Annotated in this window: 23 protein-coding genes; 10 read left to right on the forward strand and 13 right to left on the reverse strand. The window is 70.4% G+C overall.

Translation table 11 applies throughout. The features are described 5' to 3' along the window. Position 1 precedes the first annotated feature (1 nt). Both ACIPEP_RS11860 and ACIPEP_RS11865 read left to right on the forward strand, forming a co-directional pair. Positions 2-1,024: a S66 peptidase family protein gene (locus ACIPEP_RS11860; RefSeq protein WP_402717379.1), complete on the forward strand. Its 1,023-nt coding sequence runs from the start codon at positions 2-4 to the stop codon at positions 1,022-1,024. A 250-nt stretch (positions 1,025-1,274) separates the two neighbouring features. Next, positions 1,275-1,805 carry a glyoxalase superfamily protein gene (locus ACIPEP_RS11865; protein WP_402717380.1) on the forward strand — a complete coding sequence of 177 codons (531 nt, stop codon included), beginning with the start codon at positions 1,275-1,277 and terminating at the stop codon, positions 1,803-1,805. 123 nt (positions 1,806-1,928) lie between these two features. On the opposite strand, the gene ACIPEP_RS11870 is transcribed toward ACIPEP_RS11865, so the two are convergent. Then, positions 1,929-2,516, reverse strand: coding sequence for an acetyltransferase (locus ACIPEP_RS11870; RefSeq protein WP_402717381.1), 588 nt, complete (start codon positions 2,514-2,516; stop codon positions 1,929-1,931). A gap of 100 nt (positions 2,517-2,616) precedes the next feature. Between ACIPEP_RS11870 and ACIPEP_RS11875 the strand changes: the two genes are divergently transcribed. Continuing rightward, positions 2,617-3,021, forward strand: a complete 405-nt coding sequence (locus ACIPEP_RS11875) for a GNAT family N-acetyltransferase (RefSeq protein ID WP_402717382.1) — start codon at positions 2,617-2,619, stop codon at positions 3,019-3,021. A gap of 121 nt (positions 3,022-3,142) precedes the next feature. Here ACIPEP_RS11875 and ACIPEP_RS11880 read toward each other — a convergent pair whose 3' ends face one another. Continuing rightward, positions 3,143-3,364, reverse strand: coding sequence for a hypothetical protein (locus ACIPEP_RS11880; protein WP_402717383.1), 222 nt, complete (start codon positions 3,362-3,364; stop codon positions 3,143-3,145). A gap of 477 nt (positions 3,365-3,841) precedes the next feature. Here ACIPEP_RS11880 and ACIPEP_RS11885 point away from each other — a divergent pair, with 477 nt between their 5' ends. Together ACIPEP_RS11885 and ACIPEP_RS11890 are read left to right on the forward strand one after the other, a co-directional pair. Beyond that, complete coding sequence (locus ACIPEP_RS11885) at positions 3,842-4,066, forward strand: cold-shock protein (RefSeq protein ID WP_402717384.1); 225 nt, start codon at positions 3,842-3,844, stop codon at positions 4,064-4,066. A 119-nt stretch (positions 4,067-4,185) separates the two neighbouring features. After that, positions 4,186-5,268 (forward strand): hypothetical protein, encoded by a 1,083-nt coding sequence (locus ACIPEP_RS11890; RefSeq protein WP_402717385.1) that lies wholly within the window; start codon positions 4,186-4,188, stop codon positions 5,266-5,268. A 59-nt stretch (positions 5,269-5,327) separates the two neighbouring features. Here ACIPEP_RS11890 and ACIPEP_RS11895 read toward each other — a convergent pair whose 3' ends face one another. Next, entirely contained in the window at positions 5,328-5,756 is a 429-nt protein-coding gene (locus ACIPEP_RS11895; protein ID WP_175473673.1) for a hypothetical protein, read from the reverse strand. Between the two features lie 145 nt (positions 5,757-5,901). On the opposite strand from ACIPEP_RS11895, the gene ACIPEP_RS11900 reads away from it, so the two are divergent. Then, the gene (locus ACIPEP_RS11900) at positions 5,902-6,813 is read left to right on the forward strand and encodes a phosphotransferase (RefSeq protein WP_402717386.1); all 912 of its coding nucleotides are present in this window, start codon (positions 5,902-5,904) and stop codon (positions 6,811-6,813) included. Between the two features lie 8 nt (positions 6,814-6,821). Here ACIPEP_RS11900 and ACIPEP_RS11905 read toward each other — a convergent pair whose 3' ends face one another. The 3 genes from ACIPEP_RS11905 to ACIPEP_RS11915 form a co-directional block, all read right to left on the reverse strand. Next, positions 6,822-7,367: a cysteine hydrolase family protein gene (locus ACIPEP_RS11905; protein ID WP_402717387.1), complete on the reverse strand. Its 546-nt coding sequence runs from the start codon at positions 7,365-7,367 to the stop codon at positions 6,822-6,824. Between the two features lie 114 nt (positions 7,368-7,481). Beyond that, positions 7,482-7,964, reverse strand: coding sequence for a hypothetical protein (locus ACIPEP_RS11910; RefSeq protein WP_402717388.1), 483 nt, complete (start codon positions 7,962-7,964; stop codon positions 7,482-7,484). A gap of 970 nt (positions 7,965-8,934) precedes the next feature. Next, the gene (locus tag ACIPEP_RS11915; protein ID WP_175475883.1) at positions 8,935-9,105 is read right to left on the reverse strand and encodes a hypothetical protein; all 171 of its coding nucleotides are present in this window, start codon (positions 9,103-9,105) and stop codon (positions 8,935-8,937) included. 455 nt (positions 9,106-9,560) lie between these two features. Between ACIPEP_RS11915 and ACIPEP_RS11920 the strand changes: the two genes are divergently transcribed. From ACIPEP_RS11920 to ACIPEP_RS11930, 3 genes are read left to right on the forward strand one after another with little or no spacing between them, the layout of a single operon-like run. Beyond that, entirely contained in the window at positions 9,561-9,866 is a 306-nt protein-coding gene (locus ACIPEP_RS11920; protein ID WP_092386890.1) for a hypothetical protein, read from the forward strand. Beyond that, complete coding sequence (locus tag ACIPEP_RS11925) at positions 9,863-10,762, forward strand: NmrA family NAD(P)-binding protein (RefSeq protein WP_402717389.1); 900 nt, start codon at positions 9,863-9,865, stop codon at positions 10,760-10,762. The genes ACIPEP_RS11920 and ACIPEP_RS11925 overlap by 4 nt, the downstream gene beginning before the upstream one ends. Before the next feature lie 41 nt (positions 10,763-10,803). Then, the gene (locus tag ACIPEP_RS11930; protein ID WP_402717390.1) at positions 10,804-11,412 is read left to right on the forward strand and encodes a dihydrofolate reductase family protein; all 609 of its coding nucleotides are present in this window, start codon (positions 10,804-10,806) and stop codon (positions 11,410-11,412) included. Here the strand turns inward: ACIPEP_RS11930 and ACIPEP_RS11935 are convergent. The 4 genes from ACIPEP_RS11935 to ACIPEP_RS11950 form a co-directional block, all read right to left on the reverse strand. Next, on the reverse strand, positions 11,409-12,083 hold the full coding sequence (locus ACIPEP_RS11935) for a response regulator (protein WP_402717391.1): 675 nt from the start codon (positions 12,081-12,083) through the stop codon (positions 11,409-11,411). The genes ACIPEP_RS11930 and ACIPEP_RS11935 overlap by 4 nt on opposite strands. Beyond that, the gene (locus ACIPEP_RS11940) at positions 12,080-13,486 is read right to left on the reverse strand and encodes a sensor histidine kinase (protein WP_402717392.1); all 1,407 of its coding nucleotides are present in this window, start codon (positions 13,484-13,486) and stop codon (positions 12,080-12,082) included. Before ACIPEP_RS11940 ends, ACIPEP_RS11935 begins: the two co-directional genes overlap by 4 nt. Continuing rightward, positions 13,473-14,441, reverse strand: a complete 969-nt coding sequence (locus ACIPEP_RS11945) for a type II CAAX prenyl endopeptidase Rce1 family protein (protein WP_402717393.1) — start codon at positions 14,439-14,441, stop codon at positions 13,473-13,475. Before ACIPEP_RS11945 ends, ACIPEP_RS11940 begins: the two co-directional genes overlap by 14 nt. Before the next feature lie 152 nt (positions 14,442-14,593). Then, positions 14,594-15,379 (reverse strand): glycoside hydrolase family 16 protein, encoded by a 786-nt coding sequence (locus ACIPEP_RS11950; RefSeq protein WP_309779750.1) that lies wholly within the window; start codon positions 15,377-15,379, stop codon positions 14,594-14,596. 280 nt (positions 15,380-15,659) lie between these two features. Here ACIPEP_RS11950 and ACIPEP_RS11955 point away from each other — a divergent pair, with 280 nt between their 5' ends. Then, positions 15,660-17,105 carry an amidase gene (locus ACIPEP_RS11955; protein WP_402717394.1) on the forward strand — a complete coding sequence of 482 codons (1,446 nt, stop codon included), beginning with the start codon at positions 15,660-15,662 and terminating at the stop codon, positions 17,103-17,105. Positions 17,106-17,133: 28 nt separating this feature from the next. Here the strand turns inward: ACIPEP_RS11955 and ACIPEP_RS11960 are convergent, their stop codons facing one another. Genes ACIPEP_RS11960 through ACIPEP_RS11970 form a run of 3 tightly spaced genes read right to left on the reverse strand, consistent with a single transcriptional unit; the run spans position 17,134 to position 20,712 of the window. Continuing rightward, the gene (locus tag ACIPEP_RS11960) at positions 17,134-18,789 is read right to left on the reverse strand and encodes an extracellular solute-binding protein (protein ID WP_402717395.1); all 1,656 of its coding nucleotides are present in this window, start codon (positions 18,787-18,789) and stop codon (positions 17,134-17,136) included. A gap of 49 nt (positions 18,790-18,838) precedes the next feature. Further along, positions 18,839-19,732: a carbohydrate ABC transporter permease gene (locus tag ACIPEP_RS11965; protein WP_071296218.1), complete on the reverse strand. Its 894-nt coding sequence runs from the start codon at positions 19,730-19,732 to the stop codon at positions 18,839-18,841. Then, on the reverse strand, positions 19,729-20,712 hold the full coding sequence (locus ACIPEP_RS11970) for an ABC transporter permease (protein WP_402717396.1): 984 nt from the start codon (positions 20,710-20,712) through the stop codon (positions 19,729-19,731). Before ACIPEP_RS11970 ends, ACIPEP_RS11965 begins: the two co-directional genes overlap by 4 nt. Positions 20,713-20,791 lie beyond the last annotated feature (79 nt).

Raw genomic sequence — 20,791 nt, forward strand, 5'->3', positions numbered from 1 at the left:
CATGGCCGGCATCACCTACCCGAGGCCCCTCGTCGCCGGCGGGCGCGTCGAGGTCCCCGCGCCGTCGATGGGCGTCCCCGAGCACCTGCACGGCCGACTGCAGGACGGTGCGGACGCCCTGACGGCTCGCGGACTCAGCGTGCACGTGCGGCCGCACGCCACCACCCCGGGGCTCGTCCCGGCCAGCACCGCCGAACGCGTCGCCGACCTGCACGACGCGTTCCGGAGCGCCGACGTCGTCCTCCCGCCGTGGGGTGGTGAGCTCGCCATCGAACTCGTCGGGTCGGTCGACTGGCACGCCCTCGCCGCCTCGCGCGCCTGGTTCGCCGGCTGGTCGGACATCTCGACCCTGCTCCTCCCGCTCACGACGATGACGGGCCTCGCGACCCTGCACGGTGCGAACCTGATGGACGAGCCGTACGAGCTCCCCGCCGAGTTCGCCCGCTGGACCGACGTCGCAGCGCTCCCAACCGGCGGCACGGTCGAGCAGCGCAGTGCCCCGCGTCGTCGCAGCCGCCCGTGGGGCGCCTGGGCCGACGAGGTCCTCGACCGCGACGGCGCCTACGACACCCCGACCCGCTGGCGCGCCCTCGACGGCGCGTCCCAGGTCGCGATCCGCGGACGCCTCATCGGCGGGTGCCTCGAGACCGTGTCACTGCTCGCCGGAACCCCCTACGGCGACGTCCCCGGCTTCGCCCGGCGGGACGCGCCGGAGGGCACGATCGTGTACCTCGAGGTCGCGGAGTCGAACGCGGTCACCGCGTTGCGGATGCTCACGTCGCTGCGGCTCGCCAGCTGGTTCGACGACGCGAACGGCGTCCTCATCGGGCGCACCGAGGGAGCGGCGGTGCCCCAGCTGGACCAGGACGAGGCCGTCCGGCACGCACTCGGCGACCTCGGCATCCCCGTGGTGCTCGACTTCGACACCGGCCACCAGCCGCCGCAGATGCCGCTGGTGAACGGCGCGCTCGCCGACGTCGTGCTCGACGGACCGGTCGGCAGCATCACCCAGCGCTTGGTCTGACGGACGGGAGGCGCGGTGCGGGCCCGACCCGCGCCTCCCGCCCGATGGTGCGTACGCCGACCGGACGACCGGAGCGCCGTGCGCTCCGCGACCCTCGACCGGTAGCACGCCCGGAGGTAGGCTGACGTCGGCTCCGGTGGCCAGCCCCTGCATCCGGTGAACACCGACGAACGATCCTCTTCAGGTCGATCTCGATCCTTCCGCGATCCCTGGCAACGCAGGAACCAGGCCCTCGCGCGATTGGAACATCGTGATCACGATCGAAGAAGCCAAGCGACTCGCCCGCGAGCTCAGCACCGGTACCGACATCCCGCACTCGAAGGTGCTCGAAGCAGCCGCCCACGCAGCAGGCCTCCGTGACTGGAACACCCTGGCCGCGTTGCACCACCGGCAGGACCCGGAGAAGCGCAGCGCGCCGAGGGTCATCCCGGTGTTGCGGGTGTTCGACCACGCGGTCGCCCGAGCCTTCTACTGCGACTATCTCGGGTTCGAGTGGGAATGGCAACACCGCTTCGAACCGGACCTCCCCGTGTACGCGCAGGTGTCGCTCGACGGCAAGGTGCTGCACCTGACCGAGCACCACGGTGACGCCACACCGGGAGGGGCCGTCATGCTCGTCGTCGACGACGTCGCCGCCTACCGGGACGTCCTGCTCGCGCAGCGGCATCCGCGATCCCGGCCCGGCCTGGAGTCCAACGATTGGGGACGGACGATGCTCGTCATCGACCCGTTCGGCAACCGGCTCCAGTTCTGGGAACCGAACGCGTCGTCGCGGAGCTGAGCTGGACCAGGACGAGGCCGTGCTCGACGGACCGGTCGGCAGCATCGCCCAGCGGCTGGTCTGACGGACGGGAGGCGCGGTGCGGGCCCGACCCGCGCCTCCCGTCCGACGGTGCGCACGTCCTCACCGCGGGCGCGGCTCGAGCGTCACCCACTCCTCGTCGCGGACGTAGCCGAGGGCGGCGTTCGCCGCCGCGATCGCGGTGTTCTCCGCGGAACCGCCGGTGCGGAACCGGGTCGTGCCCGCGTCCGCCAACGCGAGCACCGACGCAGCCTTGACCGCCTGTCCGAGCCCGCGGCCACGCAGGCCGGGGTGCACGACCGTGAAGTGGGTCTCGGCGTGGGGCCCGTCCGTGTCGACGAACGTCATCGCGACGAGTTCGCCGGCCGGCGTGACCGAGCCGAACGCGGGCCTCGACGTCGTCGGGGTCGCTGCCCCGCGGTCGAGCGGCTCGTGCTGGGTCGCGACGCCGCCGGGGTAGTCGTGGGCCGTCAGCGCGTCGAGCCGCAGGACCGCGTCGACGTCGTCGGGACCGAGGGGCCGCGTCGTCCCGATGCCGGCGGTGCGGTCCACGAGCGACTGCAGCCGCTGCCGGTCGATCCGGTCGGCGTCGAGCTGGGCGCCGAACGACCGGGCGGTGACGCTCCAGCCCTGCGCTTCGAGTTCCGCGACCTCGGGCGCGTCCGCTGGCAACACTCTCGTTTCCCCCACGGCTCCGATCCTCGCACGGCCGCTCCGGGAGTGGTCGGTCGGACGCCGGTCCATGCTGACGCCCCTGGTGCAGCCGACTCCCTCGTGGGAGCTTGGGACGATGCACCACCTGGACGTGACCCTGACCTGGCGCTCGATCATCGGCGACGAGGAGCTCGTGGACCTCACCGCGGCGCACGGAGGGACGCCCGAGCCCGGTTGGTGGGATCGGGTCCGCCCGCACTCGCTCGGCTGGGTCGCGGCCCGGGACACGCACGGGGCCCTGGTCGGATTCGTGAACGTCGCGTGGGACGGTGCCGACCACGCGTTCCTCATCGACACGAAGACGCATCCGTCTCGTCAGCACCAGGGCCTCGGGACCGCGGTCGTCCGCTTCGCGGTGGACGCGGTCCGTGCTGCCGGCTGTGAATGGCTGTTCGTCGACTACGGCGAGGACATGGTGCCGTTCTACGAGGGGGCCTGCGGGTTCCTCCCGACGCGCGCTGGACTCGTGCACCTGCGCTGATCCGGTGTCCCGGTCGTCTTGTGAAGTGCTCGTCGTGGGGCGTCATGGTCGTCGCACTCGACAGCTGACTGCTCGGACGACCAACCTGGCTCGGTGGGAGCTCCTCCGAAGAGGCGCTCCTTCAACCACGAAGGATGTGCACGAGCAGCGACACTGCCACCACCACACCGCCGAGCACGAAACCGCACCCGATGAACCTCGACAACTCCGGGGTGAACTGACCTCCCCAGAACTCGCCTTGCACTTTCCGAGAGAACCGTGCGATCGGCTCGGGGAACGTGAGCAGGACACTGCCCCAAGCAAGGCAGACCACGGCCGCCAGCCCGATCCACCGAGTGCTCACCAGGGGGACGCTACCCGCTCCGTCGTCGTGCAAGCGGATCGGTCGTCGAAAGGGCTGGAGTCAGCTGCTCGGCGGACCGCTACCGCTCGTCCGCGTGGGCGAGCACAGAGCGCGACGACGGTCACGACGACCGCTAGTTCGCACAGATGCCCGCCGACAGGACCCAGAACGACTGCTCGCTGAGTGGCTGTAGGCTCCACGCGAGCCCGTCCAAGGCGCATCTACCCGGTACGGGTGCGTCCTGCCCGCAGCACGGCGAGGGTGGCTGCCCGTTCGAGCCGGGCCGGGTCCGTAGGCCTCACTTCGCTGCGGGCGATGTCGGAGGTCACCAGCAGCGTGGTCGCCGACCCGCGCGCCAGCGGACGGGGCAGCGATTGGTCGCCCACAGGCGTGGACGGCCTCGACCGAGGATCCCGCTGTGGTTGACCTTCGGTAACCGTTCGGCAGCCGGACGCCTCCACGCGGTACGTTGCGGTCGTGCAGGTCGTCGAAGGCGTTTGTATTCGGTGGAGTGACGACGACGGCTGGGGCGCCCTCCGTTCGGAAGCGCTCGAGTCTGACGTGTTCGTGCACTTCTCCGTCCTGGATGGTCCCGGCTTCCTCTCGCTGCGGCCCGGCCAGGCCGTGCGGTTCGAGGTGGAGCCCTACCCCGCCGGACAGGACGGGTACTTCTTCCGAGCGCACAGCGTCACGGGGATCTGATCGCTGGCCGATGGTCGAACGGACGGCCGTGCGCGGACGAAGCGGCCCCCGTTCACGGTGCTGTGCGGACGGTCGAGCGCCGCTAGTGTTCGGGGACATCGACGTGAGGGAGGGCGCGCATGGCGAGCACGGATGTCGTGACGGGCACGATCGACCCACGGTGGGCGAAGGTCCGTCCACTGGTGTTCCGGACGATCATCGGTGCCGTCGTCGCTGCCGGCCTGGTCGGCATCGTCGCGGTGCTCCTCGGGGACTTCGGCCGGGTCGCCGTGCAACTCCTGCTGACCGTCGTCGTGGTCGTCGTGTTCGCGCTCCTGTCCTGGTACGACGCCGACGTGTCGTCGCGGCGGTCCGGGAGGTTCGCGTTCGCGAGCATCGTCGTCTCGCTGTACTTGCTCGTGACCGGCTTGGCCAAGGTCTGGATCGTGCCGGTCGACCCCCTCGAAGGGGACGGGATCTGGCTCGTCGGCGAACGGTTCATGCAGTGGATCGGCATCGTGTTCGTCGCACGCTTCGCGCTGCTGCACGTGCACCTGCTCCTCGTCATCCACCGGCGGTACCCGACCCCGCTGCTGCAGCTCGTCGCGAAGGCGACCGTCGGGGTGATCGCGCTGCTCGCCCTGCTGCTGTCGGTGCCCCTCCTCGCTCCCGACCTCGCCCTCGCCCGCGGCTTCTGGCGACTGGTGTGGGTCGTGGTCATCCTCGACTTACTCGGAACCGTCGTCGTGCCGCTGAGCAACGCGCTGTTCAGACCGCGTGACCACGACCGCGGGGGCCAGGGTGGGTCCTCCGAGCCGTCCGCAGCCGTGTGGCCACGACCGTCCTCGACGCCGGACGGTGCGGCCTCCACCACGCCACCGGTGGTGGAGCCCACGGCGACGTCAGGCTCGGAGCGGCACGCTGCAGCCGTTCCGCCCGTCGGCGAGTGGACGAGCGTGCCCGGACCTGCCGTCCCTCCAGCGGCATCCGGGCGGCTCGTCGACCACGAGGTGCCTCCGGCTGAGGCGGCCCGGTCGGCCCGAGCGGACGGCGCTTCGACGACCCATGAAACGGCGCTGACGGTCACGGGCAGCGACGGTCTGCTCTACGAACGTCGACCGGATGGTGCCCGCGCGCTCGCGTGGCCGCGCTACGTCGACGGGACGCCGGTGCCGGCGGCGCCGGACGGCTCCCCGGACTTCAGCGGCGTCGCTCGCCCCTGACCCGCCGGATCGACACCAGGCGGCGTGAGGCTCTCGGTGGAGCGCGAGCAGCCGACGGGTCAGACCTCCCCGAGCACCTTGCGCCAGACGGCCGTCAGCGTGGCGTACTCGTCGTCCGAGACGAGGTCGCGTACGCCGCTCGCGAGCACCGCGGATCGGACTGCTTCCTCGGCGCCCGCACGATCCCGGAGGTGCGCCTCCGAGTGTCGCACCGCGCGTCCAGCCTCCTGCGCGGCCTCGATCTCCTCGACGCGTCCCGCTGCGCCAGCGGCCTCGAGCGCGTGCTGCCAAGCGGCCACGAGGTCGGCGTTCGTGACCATCCGCCCGTCAGCGCCTCCCTGGATCGCGAGGGAGGCACTCGGTTCCGGCAGCAGGATCGCCTCGTCGGCTTTCCACGCGATGTCGAGCGACTCTGCCTCGTCGGCGGTGATCTGCCCGGCTCGGTCGATCATTGCCTGCAGTCCGGCATCGCTGATGTCGTTCGTCACGGTGTCCTCTCCGACCGCCGCGCTCGCGTGGTCCGATCCATCTTGCTGGCCGTCCCCGTCTCGCGCTCAGCCGCCACCCAGAGGAGTGCGGGCGGACGACCGCTCGGCCCGCAGCTGCGGGCTCCATCCGCATCACAATGGGAGGGTGGACACCACCATGGTCGACGACGCCTGGCTCAGCGCGGTGATGCGGAGCATCGGTGGAACGCCCACACGTCTCGAACCGCTCCCGGGCGGCACGGTCAACCACACGTTCCGCGTCGAACGCGCAGGAGGCAACCCCGTCGTTCTCCGGTACCCGGTCGATCCGCTCCGTGCAGATGAGTTCCCAGTCGAGGCCTGGGCGGCGGACGCTGCCGCCCGAACGGGCATCGCCACTGCCGAACCTCTCGCTCACGGAGTGGAGGGTGGGGTTCCGTTCTCGTTGTCGACCTACGTCGCACCTGACGACCGCGCGGTACTGCGGCCGTGGTCGTGGCTCGGCGCCTACGCCCGCACGGTCGCTAGGGTGCCCCTGCACGACGCCCCACTGTCCCTCTACTCCCGGTTCGGGAAGGACCTCCACACCGCGTGGGCCGCGCACCTCGACTACAACCGCACTTCCCTCGGGCCGGATGACGTGCTCTTCGAAGACGGCGCCTACGAGCAACGAGCAGTCGTCGATCGCATGTTCGCCCACCTGGCCAGCGGGACCTACGAACACGGCCTGGCACACGGCGACCTCGCGCCCCGCAACCTCATCTCCCGCGGCCCGGAGGCCCCGCCCGTCCTGATCGACTGGGGCGGCGCCGAGACCGGACCAACGCCTTGGACCGACGCTCGGCGGGTCTTCGAGTGGTGCTTCATCGACGAATCGGTCGATCGGCAGGAGTACGCCGACTTCGTGGAAGCCGCCGGTCTCGGCTCGGACCGGGCGCGGGATGAACTCGCGATGATGACCGCTCTGCACCTCGTCGACGTGACCCGCTGGGCGCTCGACAACCGTGCGGACCTGTACGCCGGGTACGTCCAGCGCTGCCGCGACGGCCTCGACGTGATCCAGGAGCTCATCCGGTAGCCGATCCGTCAGGGACCGGGCGCGAATTCCACTCGGTCGTGTCGCTCGGCGGCGTAGTGCCGGCCGGGGTACCTGAGCCCGCCGAAGTACATGTTCGTGTGGGCGATGATCTGCTCCCCACTGATGCGGACACCGTCGTGCTCTGCGTCCGTCGTCGTGTGTGCGTCGGACACCAGCGTCACGTCGAAGCCGCGCGCGGCCGCGGCCTGGGTCGTCGTCCGGATGCAGTAGTCGCTCTGCGCACCCGCGACGACGAGATGCCGCACGCCCAAGCGATCCAGGACCTCGTCGAGGTCCGTGTCCGAGAACGAGTCCCGGTACTCCTTCTTCACCAGTGGCTCGTTCGATCGCCGCTCCAGCGGCGCCGCCAGTTGCCAGTCTGCGGACCCCTCCGCGAAGTCGTCGTGATCCTGCACCCACACGACAGGCACATCGCTTGCTCGGGCACGATCAACGAGTCGGGCAGTCCGCGCGAGCACACCTTCCGCGTCGAAACAGTCCCTCATCACGCCCCGCTGCAGATCGATGACAAGAAGCGCACTCATGGTCGGCATGACCAGCATCCTGTCACCCATGTGCGATCCGGATGACGGTTCGGACAAGCGTGGGGCCCTGAGCAAGGTCTCGACATCTGATCCGCAACCGGTCGCCGCCACAGGCGCATGGCCTCAGTACTCGAACCGGGGCCACTCCTGCAATCGCGGGAAGCGCGGACGCGGAGGCATCGACTCGTCGTCTTCCAAGATGCGGAGCTCGGTGATCACCGTGACCTGATCCACTCCGTACGAGCGGTATGCAACTCCGTCACGTTCGTCGATGACAAGCGTCGTGCGTTGTGCGGGGTCGAGCTCGTGCTCGAACGTGAAGAGCAGCCAATGACCCCTGACGCGCTGGACGAGCACCGGGGCGTAGCTCGCGGGTGAGCCCCAGAGGAGGAGCAACTCAGGGGTGAGCAGGCGGACGGGAGAGGCAACCGTGCCGCTGCGAGCGAAGCTGACTTCCGAAGACCCGTCAACGGTGTGGAGGACGCCGTCCTCGTAGCGGTCGCGGTGCGCATACCCCTGCTGGTCGAACGTCCAGCTCTTGTTCCGCTCGTCGACGAGGGCTTGGAACTGCGAGGGGCGTTCGCGCCCGTCGCGTCGCGTGGTCACGCCTCGCGCCAGTCGACGTCCCGGGAGCCGGAGCGCAGCAACCTCAGCTCGGACGGTGGGGACGTCCGCCTGGGTCAGTACGGTATCGAGACGCACCCGACCAGTTTGGCCGATCCTCGTGGCTCTGACCACAGAGCGGCACGTAAGCCGATCCGCTACCGGCCACCTCCGGATGGCTTCACCAACACGACGACTCTTCAGCGATCAGGTCGACGCCTCCCGCTGTGGACGTTGGTGCTCGTAGGGGTCGTTCTCCTGGGTGTCGCTGCGCTCCTGTTCCTCGTCGACTCAGTGATCGTGTTCCTGGCGATCTCTCCACTCACGATCAGTGGGCTGTACACGCTTGACTACGCTGGCGGCGAGTGGCGACAGCGAAGCGACGAACGGGACGTTCGATAGCCGATCGTTCAACGAGACGTCGGTGCCCCCGTTCCACGGGTCCATGACCGGTCCTCTCTGTCGGACCCGCGCTGCCGATGGCAAAGCGTTAGTTGCTCACAAGCTGTACAACGAGCGAGGTCGCCGCGAGAGCGAGGACGATCCCGAACACGACCCAGGTCCCCGGAGTGATGGGCTTCCGCGGTTTTCCCTCAACTCGATCACGAGCGGCATTGCCCCATCGAGTGGCGCGCACGACGATGAGCGCGAAACAAACCACCACCGCCAGGATCCCGAGAGCAACCGTCATTGGGAGACATGCGCGGTCGTTGCGACGCACGCGCGAGAAAGTCGTGTTTCACGCTGAGTCATCGGAGACAATGCAAGCTTCGATCGGGGCACCGTTCCTACGCTACCGAGCAAGGCCGGGAGCAGTCGCGCACATCGCGCCCCGTTAGCCGATCCTCTCCCGCACGCGTGTTCGGGAGGCGGGGCGGGGCGGGGTGTTCTGGTGATGAGTGTCACGCTGAGAACGCTGCGGTGTGGAGAAGCGAGAGCCCCAGCACCGATGGGTGTTGGGGCTCTCGTTGTCTCAACGGCGTGCTGACGTCTGCCGCTTGCGTCGAGCGATCAGGGCGTCCCCGGCGATGAGGGCAAGTGCCGAGGCGGCTCCGAGGATGGCGAGCAACCACCAACTGATGTCGGCGAGGAAACCGATCAAGCCAAGGATGATGATCGGGATCGGGATGAACTTCAGCAACATCGGTTGCACCTCAACTGCAGTTGTTCCGGGCGGTCTTCACGAAGGCCGTGCGTCGAAGTGCGTGTGTTCTCGTGTTCACGTTCGATCCCCTCATCGGTGTGACGCGTTGCGCCGGTCGGAGCCTGACAGCTGCGCGAGAGCCCGCGCATCCACCGAGAGGGGGAGGTGCTCCACCGGTCGGCCAGCCTGCGGTCCGCCTGGGCAGGTGGGCGTCTGACACTCGCCGCGTCCAGCCACAGGCCTGCGAGCTCGGCTCGTCAGCCGATCGGCCACGGAGGCGGGCGACCGAGGGCTCGCTCGGGCCAGCCGTACCGCACGAGTCGGCGTCGCATCGCGGACCGGAACGTCCCCGAACCATCCGGTGACCAGTCGAACGCGACGGCGACGAGCGGGCGCGCAGCGACGAGATCCGACCCCTCCGGACGGCGACAGCGACGAGGGAGAACACTGGCCCCATGACGACCAAGATCACCCTCATCATCGACAACCCGACCGACCCCGCCGCCTTCGAGCAGGCGTACCCCGCACTCGAGGAAGCAGCCGGCGCCCTGCCGCAGCTCCGCCGCCTCGAGGCCGGCAAGGTCTGGCCGAAGGAGGACGGCACGCCCACCCCGGCCCACCGGACGCTCGACCTGTACTTCGACTCCTACGACGACGCGTCCGCAGCCGTCGCCGGCGAGGAAGCGGGCGCGTTCTTCGGCCAGCTCGGCGCCACCGGAGCGACCTTCACCGGGCTCTTCTCCGACGTCGAGAAGGCGTGACCACCACCGTCCTCGTCGCCGGCGCGACCGGTGACCTCGGCGCACGCATCGTCCGGGCACTCCGCAGGCACGACACCCACGTCCGCGTCCTGACCCGCCCCGGGTCCACGGCGACGGCACCGACCGAGGACGACGACCACGTCGAGGTGGTCCGAGCGGACTACGGCGACCACGCAGCGTTGACGTCGGCGCTCGCCGGGGCCGAGGTCGTGGTGTCCGCGGTCAGCGGCACGCGCTCGGTCATCGTCGACGCGCAGCGCGCCCTGCTCCGGGCAGCGGTGGCCGCCGGCGTCGAACGGTTCATCCCGTCCGACTACGCCGCCGACTACCGGTCCATCACCCCGGGGACGAACCGGAACTTCGAGCTGCGCCGGGAGTTCGCCGCCGACGTCGACGCCGCACGCATCCGAGCGACCTCGGTGCTGAACGGCGCGTTCACGGACATGCTCACCGGGCAGGCGCCGCTCATCCTGTTCGACCGACAGCGGGTGCTCTACTGGTCCTCGGCCGACCAGGTGCTCGACTTCACCACGAAGGACGACGTCGCCCGCACCACCGCCCTCGTCGCGCTCGACCCGGGTGCACCGCGCTTCGTCGAGGTCGCGGGGGACCGGGTGACCTCGCGGAGCATCGCCGACACGATGTCCCGGCTCACCGGCACCCCCTTCCGACTGCAGTGGGCGGGGACCGCGTCGACGCTCTCGGCGATGGCCCGGGTGGGACGACGCCTGTCGAAGGCCGGCGACGACGAGCCGTTCCCGGCGTGGCAGGGCATGCAGTACTTCGTCAGCATGTTCAGCGGCGAGGCCACGCTGCGTCACGTCGACGACGAGCGGTACGGTGCAGAGGGTTGGACGACGGTGAAGGACGTGCTCGCAGAACACGTCCGAGCCTGAACCCACGACCGAGCCGGAGCCCTCGAACGGAAGCGCACCTGATGACCGACACCACCTGCCACATGTCGATCTCCCTCGACGGCTTCGTCGCCGGGCCCGACCAGCGCCTCGACCAACCCCTCGGACGCCGGGGCGGGGAACTCCACACCTGGCACATGCCCGGCGCCGACGTCGGCGAGGCGGACCGCACGGCAGCGGGCTGGCTCATGCGACCCCGCGGCGCGTACGTGATGGGCCAGAACATGTTCGGGCCGCCCAGCACCGAGCGGCCCGACGACTGGACGGGCTGGTGGGGCGACGAACCGCCGTACCACGCACCCGTCTTCGTGCTCTCGCACACGGCGCACGACCCGATCGAACTCGATGGCGGCACGACCTTCCACTTCGTCACCGACGGCTTCGACGCCGCCTACGCCCGCGCGATCGAGGCGGCCGGTGACGCCGGGGTCGACATCGCCGGCGGCGCCTCGACGGTCCGCCAGGCGCTCGCCGCCGGGGTCCTCGACGAACTGACGCTCGACGTCGCCCCGGTGCTGCTGGGCTCCGGGGAGCGGATCTTCGCGGACGGCGCCGAGTCGTTCGACTTCGAGCCCGTCGAGGTCCTGCACTCGCCGCTGACGACCCACATCCGGTACCGCCGCCGCAGCTAACCGTTCGCCCCCGGCACCGTCACGATCCGGTTCTGGTACGCCCACACCACGGCCTGCAGCCGCGACCGCACCCCCAGCTTCGGCAGCATCCGGGCGAGGTGCGACTTCACCGTGGAGACCTCGACGACGAGCGCGGCGGCGATCTCCTCGTTCGACATCCCCTGGGCGAGCAGCAGGAGCACGTCCCGCTCGCGAGCAGTGAGGACCTCGTCCGCCCGGTCGCCCGACACCGGCTGCAGGCTCCGCCGCGCGACGAACTCGCGCAGCACGCGACGGGTGAGCGCCTGGTCGATGGTGCCGTTCCCGGCGGCGACGTGCCGCACGGCCCCGACGATCACGTCCGGCTCGGCGTCCTTCAGGAGGAAGCCCGACGCACCCGCCTCGAGCGCACCGAACACGAGGTCGTCGAGGTCGAACGTGGTGAGCACGAGCACCGGGACCGCGGGGTCGGCCCCGGGGGCGCAGAGTTCGCGTGTGACCTCGATGCCGTTCCGCACCGGCATCCGGATGTCGAGGCACGCGACGTCGGGCCGGGTGCTCCGGGCGAGCGCGAGGGCCTCACCGCCGTCGGCGGCGACCCCGACGACCTCGATGTCGGGCTCTGCGGACAGCAGGGCGGAGACACCGGCGCGGACCAGCGGCTGGTCGTCCGCCACCAGCACGCGGATCACCCGGCCACCTCCGGCGCGTCGGCCGACGTGTCGGCGTCGGGTCGCGCCTCCCGAGCCGTCACCAGCTCGACCGTCCAGCCACCGTCACCGGTGGGTCCGACCTGGAGGCGCGCCCCGACCAGTTCTGCCCGCTCGCGCATGCCGCGCAGTCCGTTCCCACCCGACGGCGAGCTGCCGACGGACGGTGCGGTGGGCACCCCGTTCTCGACGCGGACCGTCAGGTGGTCGGGATCGCGGTCGTCGACGGTCACCCGGCACGGTGCGCCGGCGGCGTGGAGCGCGACGTTGGCGAGGGCCTCCTGCACGGTGCGGTAGGCGACGAGCTGGGTGAGCGGACCGATGCCGTCCGCCAGCGGGTGGTCGCCCGGCTGCACGGTGAGCTCGACCGCGCTGCGCGTGCGGGCGGCCTCGACGAGGTCGACGATGCCGGCGACGGTCTCGACCACGGTCTCGGCGGGGGTGTCGTCGCGGAGGAGTCCGACGAGGCGGCGGAGGTCCTCGAGGACGGCCGTGCTCTGCTCGCGAACCTGCCGGACACCCTCGTGCGCGCCGTCCGGGTCGGTGTCGATCTGCCGGTCGATGACGGCCGACATCAGGGCGATCCCGGACAGGTGGTGGGCCGCGATGTCGTGCAGCTCGCGGGCCATCGCGGCGCGTTCGCGGGAGACGGCCGCCTCGACGCGGGCGTCCTGCTCCCGGGCGAGGGCCGCCGCTTCGGCCGTCCGGGCGTCGGCTGCCGCGGTGCGGGCGTCGGCTGCTGCGGTGCGGGCGTCCGACTCGGCCCGGCGTGCGGCCCGGAGCTCGCGGCGGGATCGGACGATGAGCGTCACCACGAGGGGGAGTCCGACTGCACCGACGGCCTGCAGCACGCCCTGCCCGGCCGACGCGCCGAGCCCGGACACGACGCCGCTCCGCATCGCGCCGGAGCCGTGGGCCCACGTGATCCCCGTGCCGACCGCCACGAGCGCCGCCGATCCCGCGACGGCCGGCCAGAGGCGGGGGAGCGGGACCCGGAGCGTGGCGAGCACGACCGCCACGACGACGGGCAGCGCGGTGAGGCCGAACGCGGCGCTCGTCGAAACGAGGGCCAGGAGGATCGGCAGCGCACCGACGCCGAGGAGCACGGAGCGAGGTGCCCGGCGGGCGCCGAGCAGCAGGGCCGACTGGACGACCAGGGTGATCGCGAGGAGGGTCCACGCGGTCCCGCCGACATCGGGGAACCCGGGGCCTGCTCCCATCGTGTCCGTGGTGTCCGGGTCCATGGCGTCGAGTGGCGGCAGGCCGAGCAGGAGTCCGAGCGTGACCACGGCGGTGCCGGCGGCGACGAGCAGGTCGGTCCAACGTCCGTGCGGAGTGGGCACGCCGCGTTCGTCGCGTCGGTCGGGCGCGTCAGCGGGTGCCATCGTTCGATCCTACGAGTCGGGGCGTGCCGCCGGTGCGGCCGCTGCCGCCGCGTCCGCCGCCGGGGTAGCCGAGCCGCCCCCGTGTCACCACGAGCAGGACGAGGGCCGCGACGGTCGACACGATCGCGAGGCCGTGCATCATCGTGCCGGCGGTCATCCCCGGGTACATGTCGGCCCACAGCGTCGAGATGGTGTTGTTCACGCCGACGTGCAGGAGGAGGGCGACCGGCAGGCTCTCGCCGGTGCGGTTGAACACCCACGTCATCACGACGTTGAAGGTGATGGTGAACAGGGCGAACACGACCGGCTCCGTCCAGTGCGCGTCCGGCCACCCGCCCCAGTCGCTGAGGTAGAGCGGCATATGCCAGAGCGCCCACAGCGGACCGAGCACGGCGGCGGCGCCCAGCGGGCCGAACCGCTCCTGCAGTCGCGGCAGGGCGAAGTCGCGCCAGCCGGGCTCCTCGGACAGCCCGGTGGAGAAGAGCTGCACCACGAGTCCGGGAACGAGGGCGAGCAGCGCGAGCGCACTCGGCGCCTGCACCTGGCCGCCGGCGAAGGGCAGCCCGGTGGCGACGATGATCGCGGGCACGCCGACGAGGGCGAGGGCGTACCAGTACCAGGCGACCCGCCAGTGCCAGAGCCGACCGACCCAGCGGCGGAGTCCGGGGCGGCCGTCGGCGATCGCCGTCACGAGGAAGGCACCGCCGAGGGGGCCGAGCAACGCTCCCGGCAGGACGCCGGTGAACTGCGCCGTGCCGAGGAACTCGGGGAAGTGGAGGTCCCAGACGCCGAGGCCGTGCGGCGACAAGATGTAGGGGATCCACGCCAGCCAGCTGAGGCCGAGGGCGAGGGTGGCGAAGGAGGCCAGCGGGTGCCGCGTGATGACCCCGCGGACCCCGGTCCGACGGGCGGTGCCGGTGCGGGCGGTGTGCCGGTCTTCGGTGGTGATCGTCATGGCATCGACGCTACGAACGGGGCGTCCGACGGACGACCGGCGAAGGGACGCACTCCGCGGGGTTCCTCCGAAGGATGCAAGGACGTGGACGCGAGGACCACGGACTGGAGGCGCGGTGCCAGCTGGCACCGCGCCTCCAGTCCCTCACTCCGTCAGTCCCAGATCGAGACCCAGTCGATGTCGACGTGTCCGCTCGCGGACGCCGGCACGGAGCCGCCGATGGCGGTCTCCGCCTGCAGCGTGACCCGCATCGGGTCCGTCGGGACCGCCTTGCGGGTGACCGACACGAGCGAGTTGTTCCAGTAGAACCGGACCACGCCGTGGTCCCACTCGGTGGTCGCCACGTGGTAGCCGCTGCTCTGGGCCGACTTGGTCGGCTTCTGCACGCTGCCGTCGAACGACATCATCCCGTTCCGCATCGATCCCGGGATCGCCGACGCGGGTCGAGCCGTGCTGCCGAGGTCACCCTCGGGCCAGTCGATCTCGCCCTTGTTCCAGTCGTCGTCCGTCGGCCACAGCATCCCGACGAACTTGTAGCCCGGGGTGTCCGTCGTCTTGTAGCGGATGGACACCCGACCCGTGGTGTGAGCGCGGTAGTCGTCCGGCAGCACCGTGGCGACGAGCGGCTGCCCGTTCTCCGAGTGCACCCAGAAGTCGAGCTTGCCGTCCTTGACGCTCAGCACCTTGTCCGGTGCGTAGAGCCCGCGGCCACTCGTGTCGCGGTAGCCGTCGTAGGCCCCGAGGCCCGGGTACTTGCTGAGGACGCTGCCGCGCGGTGCAGCGGTGGAGAAGTCCTCGGCGTACGTCTGCTTCCACGTCCGACCGTTCGACACCACCGTGCCCGTGGGCATCTTGGTCAGCGAGGTGGTCGCCGCTTCGGACGCGCTCGGTTGCTGCGCGAGTCCGATGACGACGGCACCGGCCGCGACGAGTGCCATCCCTGCGGTGACTCGCCTCCTGGTGCGGGTCCTGGTCGTGTGGTTCGTTTCCCTGTTGTCCATGTCCTTCTTCCGGGTGTCCCTGATCACCGTCTGCTCGCGTCCTCCTGCGGGTCGTGAGCGACGCGGAACCATACCCCGTGCTCACTGCCCGCGCGCCGAGGAGTCCCCAGGGAAATCGGATGAGCAATGCTCTGGGACAGCCGCGGATCCGCCCCCCGAACGGGGGACGCGTCACTGAGTGGATGTTCAGGATTCCGGTCACACCTAGGCTGAGGCGGTGTTCGAACTCCACCACCTCGCCGCGCAGGAACTCTGGGACTGGATCCGACGCGGTGAGGCGACCGCGCTCGAGGTGACCGACCACTACCTGGCGAGGATCGCCCGGCTCGATCCCGGTCTCGGCGCCTTCGTGACGGTGACCGCGGACGCCGCACGCGACCGAGCCGAGCACCTCGGCCACCGGGTGCCGACGTCGAGGCCGCTGTGGGGCCTCCCGTCCGCCGACAAGGACCTGTACGACCGCGCCGGCGTCGCCACGCGGAACGGGACCACGAGTCTGCCCGACCGCCCCGCGGCAGCCGACCACCCGCTCGTCGCGGCGCTCGACGCCGCCGGCGCGGTGAGCCTCGGCAAGACGGCGTCGCCCGAGTTCGGGATGTCCTCGTCGTCGGAGACCCGGTCCGGCGTGACCCGGAACCCGTACGACACGAGCCGCGCGCCCGGGGGATCGTCGAGCGGTGCGGCGGTCGCGGTCGCGGCCGGACTCCTCCCGGCCGCGGTGGGGTCGGACGGTGGGGGCTCCGTGCGGATCCCGGCGGCGGCGACCGGGTTGGTGGGGCTGAAGCCGAGCCGTGGTCGTGTGCCGTCGATGCCCGGGCGCTCGGGCGTCGGCGGGCTGTCGGTGGCGGGGCCGATCACGCGGAACGTCGCGGACGCGGGCATGCTGCTCGACGCGCTCGTGGCGCCGACCGGGCTCCCGGAGCCGCACCCGTACGCGCTGGTCACGCCCGACGTCGGCGAGGGGCCGTTCACCGCCGCGGCCGTCCGCGGCGAGGGGCGCTTCGTCGTCGGGCTGCTCGAGGGCTCCCCGTGGGACGACACCGTCGACGTGGTGGTCGACCCCGCGGCGCGCGCCGCCGTCGAGACCGCCGTCCGGGTGCTCGGCGAGGTCGGGCACGGCGTCGAGGACGTCCGGATGCCCCGGGCGCCGTACGCCGACGCGTTCCGGGTGGCGTGGGAGTCGAGCGCCGCCCGGCTGCCGATGGTCCCCGGGATCGACCTGTCCGGGTTGACGCCCCTGGTGTCGTGGCTCGTCGACCGCGGCCGCACGCTGACCGGCACGCAGGTGCTCGACGCGATGACGGCGCTCGACACCTTCTCGGCGGCGCTCATCGGTGCGTTCGACCGGTTCGACGCCGTCCTCACGCCGACCCTCGCGCTCACGCCGCGGCCGCTCGGCTGGTACGGGTCCGACCCGGAGGAGGACTTCCGCCACCAGTGCGCCTACTCGCCGTGGACGTCGATGGCGAACGTGGCCGGGCTGCCGGCGATCACGCTGCCCGTCGGTGTGACGGACGAGGAGCACCCGGACGGCGCGGGACTGCCGATGGGCGTGCAGCTCATCGGGCGTCCCGGTGGCGAACGGGTGCTCCTGGCGATCGGCGCGCAGCTCGAGCGACGGCTCCGCTGGCAGCGGCGGCACCCGGCGGCCTGGACCGCCTGACCGGGCGCTCGGTTTCGGAGCCCAGGGCTCAGCCCTGCTTCTCCATCGCCTCGCTGTACTCCTTGCGCATCTTGTCGCCTGCGGCAGCGGTCCACGTCTTCACCCCGGCCTTGACGGCGGCGAGGTTCGTCCGACCGAGCACGTAGTCGTTGCAGACGCTGTTGAACGCCTGGTTCGCCGACTGCGTGGACGTGGCCGAGGGGGAGTAGAAGCCGTCGACCGGGTTCTTCACGAGCATGTCCTGCGTGGCGACCTGCCACGCGTGCGACTGGCGGAGCTGCTCGTCGATCCGGACCGCGGTGTTGAGCACCTGCGGACCCGCCGCGAGCCGGTACAGCGAGCTGGCGTTGATCATCTGCTCGCCGGTCTTCGTGAGCACCGCATCCGGTCCGCTGCCGGTGTGGTGCACGTTCTTCTTGCCGTGGGTGAGCGTGAAGGCCTCGCGCGAGCCGAACGGTGCCGACAGGTAGTCGAGCAGCCGGAGCTGGGAGCGGATCCTCGCCGGGGTGGTCTTCTTCAGTGCGGCGAACGAGAAGCTCGACGTGCCCTGGTAGTTCGCGCCCTTTCCGCCGTCGGCACCGAACGGCACGATGCCGCCGGTCACGATCCCCTTCGGCATGGTGACGTCGAGCAGCGCCGAGATGCCGTCGAGGTGCATGAGCACGGTGCCGTTGTTGATGTACGTCTTCGCCTTGGCGCTCTCGAGGCTCGGGGTGTCCGGGTGGTAGACCCCGAGGTTCCAGAGCTTCTTGATGTACGAGAGCATCTCGAGCCAGGCACCGGTCTCGTTCTTGTGTGTGAGCGTCCCGCCCGAGGACTGCTTCCACTGGTTCGGGACGCCGAAGGTCGCGCCGATGAAGTCGTACGACCAGTCGACGCCGCTCGACCCACCGCCACCGGCGATCGCGTACCGGCCGGCCTTGGTGTCCGTGACCGCCCTGCAGAGCTCGGTGAACTCGTCCTTGTCCTTCGGCGCGGGTGCTGCGCCGGTGAGCTGTTCGATGAGGTCGGGGCGGCAGACCATGACCGAGCCGAACGGCGGACGGTGCTCCGGGACGCCGTAGATCTTCCCGTTGATGCGGGCACTCCGCCACGAGGCGGTGGGGATGTTCGCGAGGTTCGGGTAGTCCTTCACGGCGTCGCCGGACAGGTACTCCGACAGGTCCGAGAACTTCGCGTCGAGCAGCTGCGGGAACCGTGGTGGCATCGCGAAGGTGAGGAACTCGACGATGTCCGGGATGTCGTTGCCCGCCGTCATCGTGGCGAACTTCGTGTCGAACGAGTCGCCGGGGACGAACGTCAGGTCGTACTCGGTGTTCGTCAGACCACCGATGTAGTCGAGGAACGAGTTGTCGGCGGGCGGTGGTGCCGTGTACGTGACGACGAACCCGGACGTCTTCGACCCGTCGGCCACCTTCCCGGTCACCGAGGTGAAGAGTTCGCTGTCCTGGGGGTACGAGTAGTACACGGGCTGCACGACGTCGTTGCCGGGCAGGTCCGGCTTCGGACCCTTCGTGATCGGCACGTACGTCGGCAGCGCGGCGACCGTGTCGGAGATGGTCGCGGCGGTGCCGCCGGAGGAGCAGCCGGCGAGGCCGCCCGCCGCGCTGAACGCGACGAGGCCGAAGGCGGCGCCGGAGAGGAGGGTCCGTCGGCTGAGGCCGGCGGTGGTCGTGTCGGTCATGGCTTCTCCCTTGAAGCGTTCGGGTGGAGGGTGGTTCGGCGGGGCCGCGTCAGCCCTTGACGGCGCCGGTCAGGACGCCCTTGGTGAGGTGGCGCTGGACGAGCGGGTAGGCGGCGAGGATCGGGATGATCGCGATCATCACCACCGCCATCTGGATCGACTCCGCCGGCGGCTGCATCGTCGCGTCCGACCCGGCGCCGGACACCAGGCTCGATCCCTGCAGCACGTACGTCCGGAGCACCAGCTGGAGCGTCCACTTCGTCGAGTCCGACAGGTAGAGCAGGGCGTTGAAGAACGCGTTCCAGTACCCGACCGCGTAGAACAGCCCGACGACGGCGATCACCGCGCGCGACAGCGGCAGCACCATCTGCCAGAGGATGCGGAACTCGCCGGCGCCGTCGATCTTCGCGCTGTCGATGAGCTCCTGCGGGATGCTCATCATGAAGCCGCGGACGACGACCATGTTGAACACGCTGAACGCGCTCGGCAGGATCAGCGCCCAGTAGTTGTCGAGGAGCCCGAGCTGCTTGACCATCAGGTAGAGCGGGATCATCCCCGGCGCGAACAGGAACGTGATGAGGACGAACGTCAGCAGCGGCCGCTGGAAGAGCGATCCCTGCCGGCTGAGCGCCCAGGCGGCGAGGACGGTCGACGCGAGGCTGATCGCCGTGCCGACGATCGTCACCAGGAGCGTGACCACCACGGCGCGGGTGACGACCCCGCCGGACAGGATCTGCACGTAGGCGGAGAGGTCGAAGGAGCGCGGCCAGACGACGTAGCCGCCGGCGGCCGTGACGTCGGCCTGGCTCGACACGCTCGTCGAGAAGACGATGAGGAACGGGAACAGCACCACCGCGAGGATCAGGACGATCGCGACGGCCTTCAGTGCGAGGACGACGGGCTTCGGCTTCCCGGCCCAGACCGGACGGACGATGGTGCTCATGATCGCGAATACACTCCCTGCTCACCGAGCATGTGGGCGGCCTTGTTCGCCGCCATGATGAGGACGAACCCGACGAGGCCCTTGATCAGGCCGACGGCGATGCCCGTGGACCAGTTCCCGTCGACGACGCCGTGGTAGTAGACGTAGGTGTCGAGCACTTCGGCGGCATCGGCCCCCACGGCGTTCCGTTGCAGGATGATCTGCTCGAAGCCGACGGACAGCGCCTCGCCGAGCCGCAGGATGAGCAGCAACACGATGATCGGCCGGATGCCGGGCAGCGTCACGTGCCAGAACCGGCTCCACGCACCCGAGCCGTCGATCGCGGCGGCCTCGTACAGGTTGTCGTCGATCGCCGCGAGGGCCGCGAGGAAGATGATCGTCCCCCAGCCGGCGTCCTTCCAGATCACCTGGCTCGTCAGCAGCAGCTTGAACGTCGACGGGTCGCTCATCACGCTGATCGTGCCGGCGTCGAGTTGCCGGAGCGCGTGGTTCACGACACCGCCCGAGCCGAGCGACTGCTGGAAGAACCCGACGACGATGACCCAGGACAGGAAGTGCGGCAGGTAGAGGACCGACTGCACGGTCGCCCGCAGCCACGGCCACACCAGCGAGTGGATGAGCAGCGCAAGGGCGATCGGCACCGGGAAGAACAGCACCAGCTGGATGAAGGTGATCTCCAGCGTGTTGAGCGTCGCGCGCCAGAAGTCCGGGTCCGCGAAGAGCACCTGGAAGTTCGACAACCCGACCCAGGGGCTCTGAGCGATCGGGATGTTCGGCTGGTAGTCCATGAACGCGATCACGTTCCCGAGCATCGGGACGTACACGAACAGCAGGAGCAGGACCACCGCCGGCGCGACCATGATCAGCAGCGGGTAGTCCCGTCGCAACCTCGCGGTGAACGGGACCTTGCGGGCCACCGGGACGCCGTCGGACCGTGGGGTCCGCGTCTCGGTGCCCGGGTCGACCATCGTCGCGCTCATGTGGCTCCTTTGCTCACGTGGCTGGGGTCCGCGGCCGGACCTCCGGTGGCGGTTTCGTCATCCTGGGACGTCCGTATGA

The organism is Curtobacterium sp. NPDC087082 (assembly GCF_044745045.1).
Taxonomy (GTDB): domain Bacteria; phylum Actinomycetota; class Actinomycetes; order Actinomycetales; family Microbacteriaceae; genus Curtobacterium.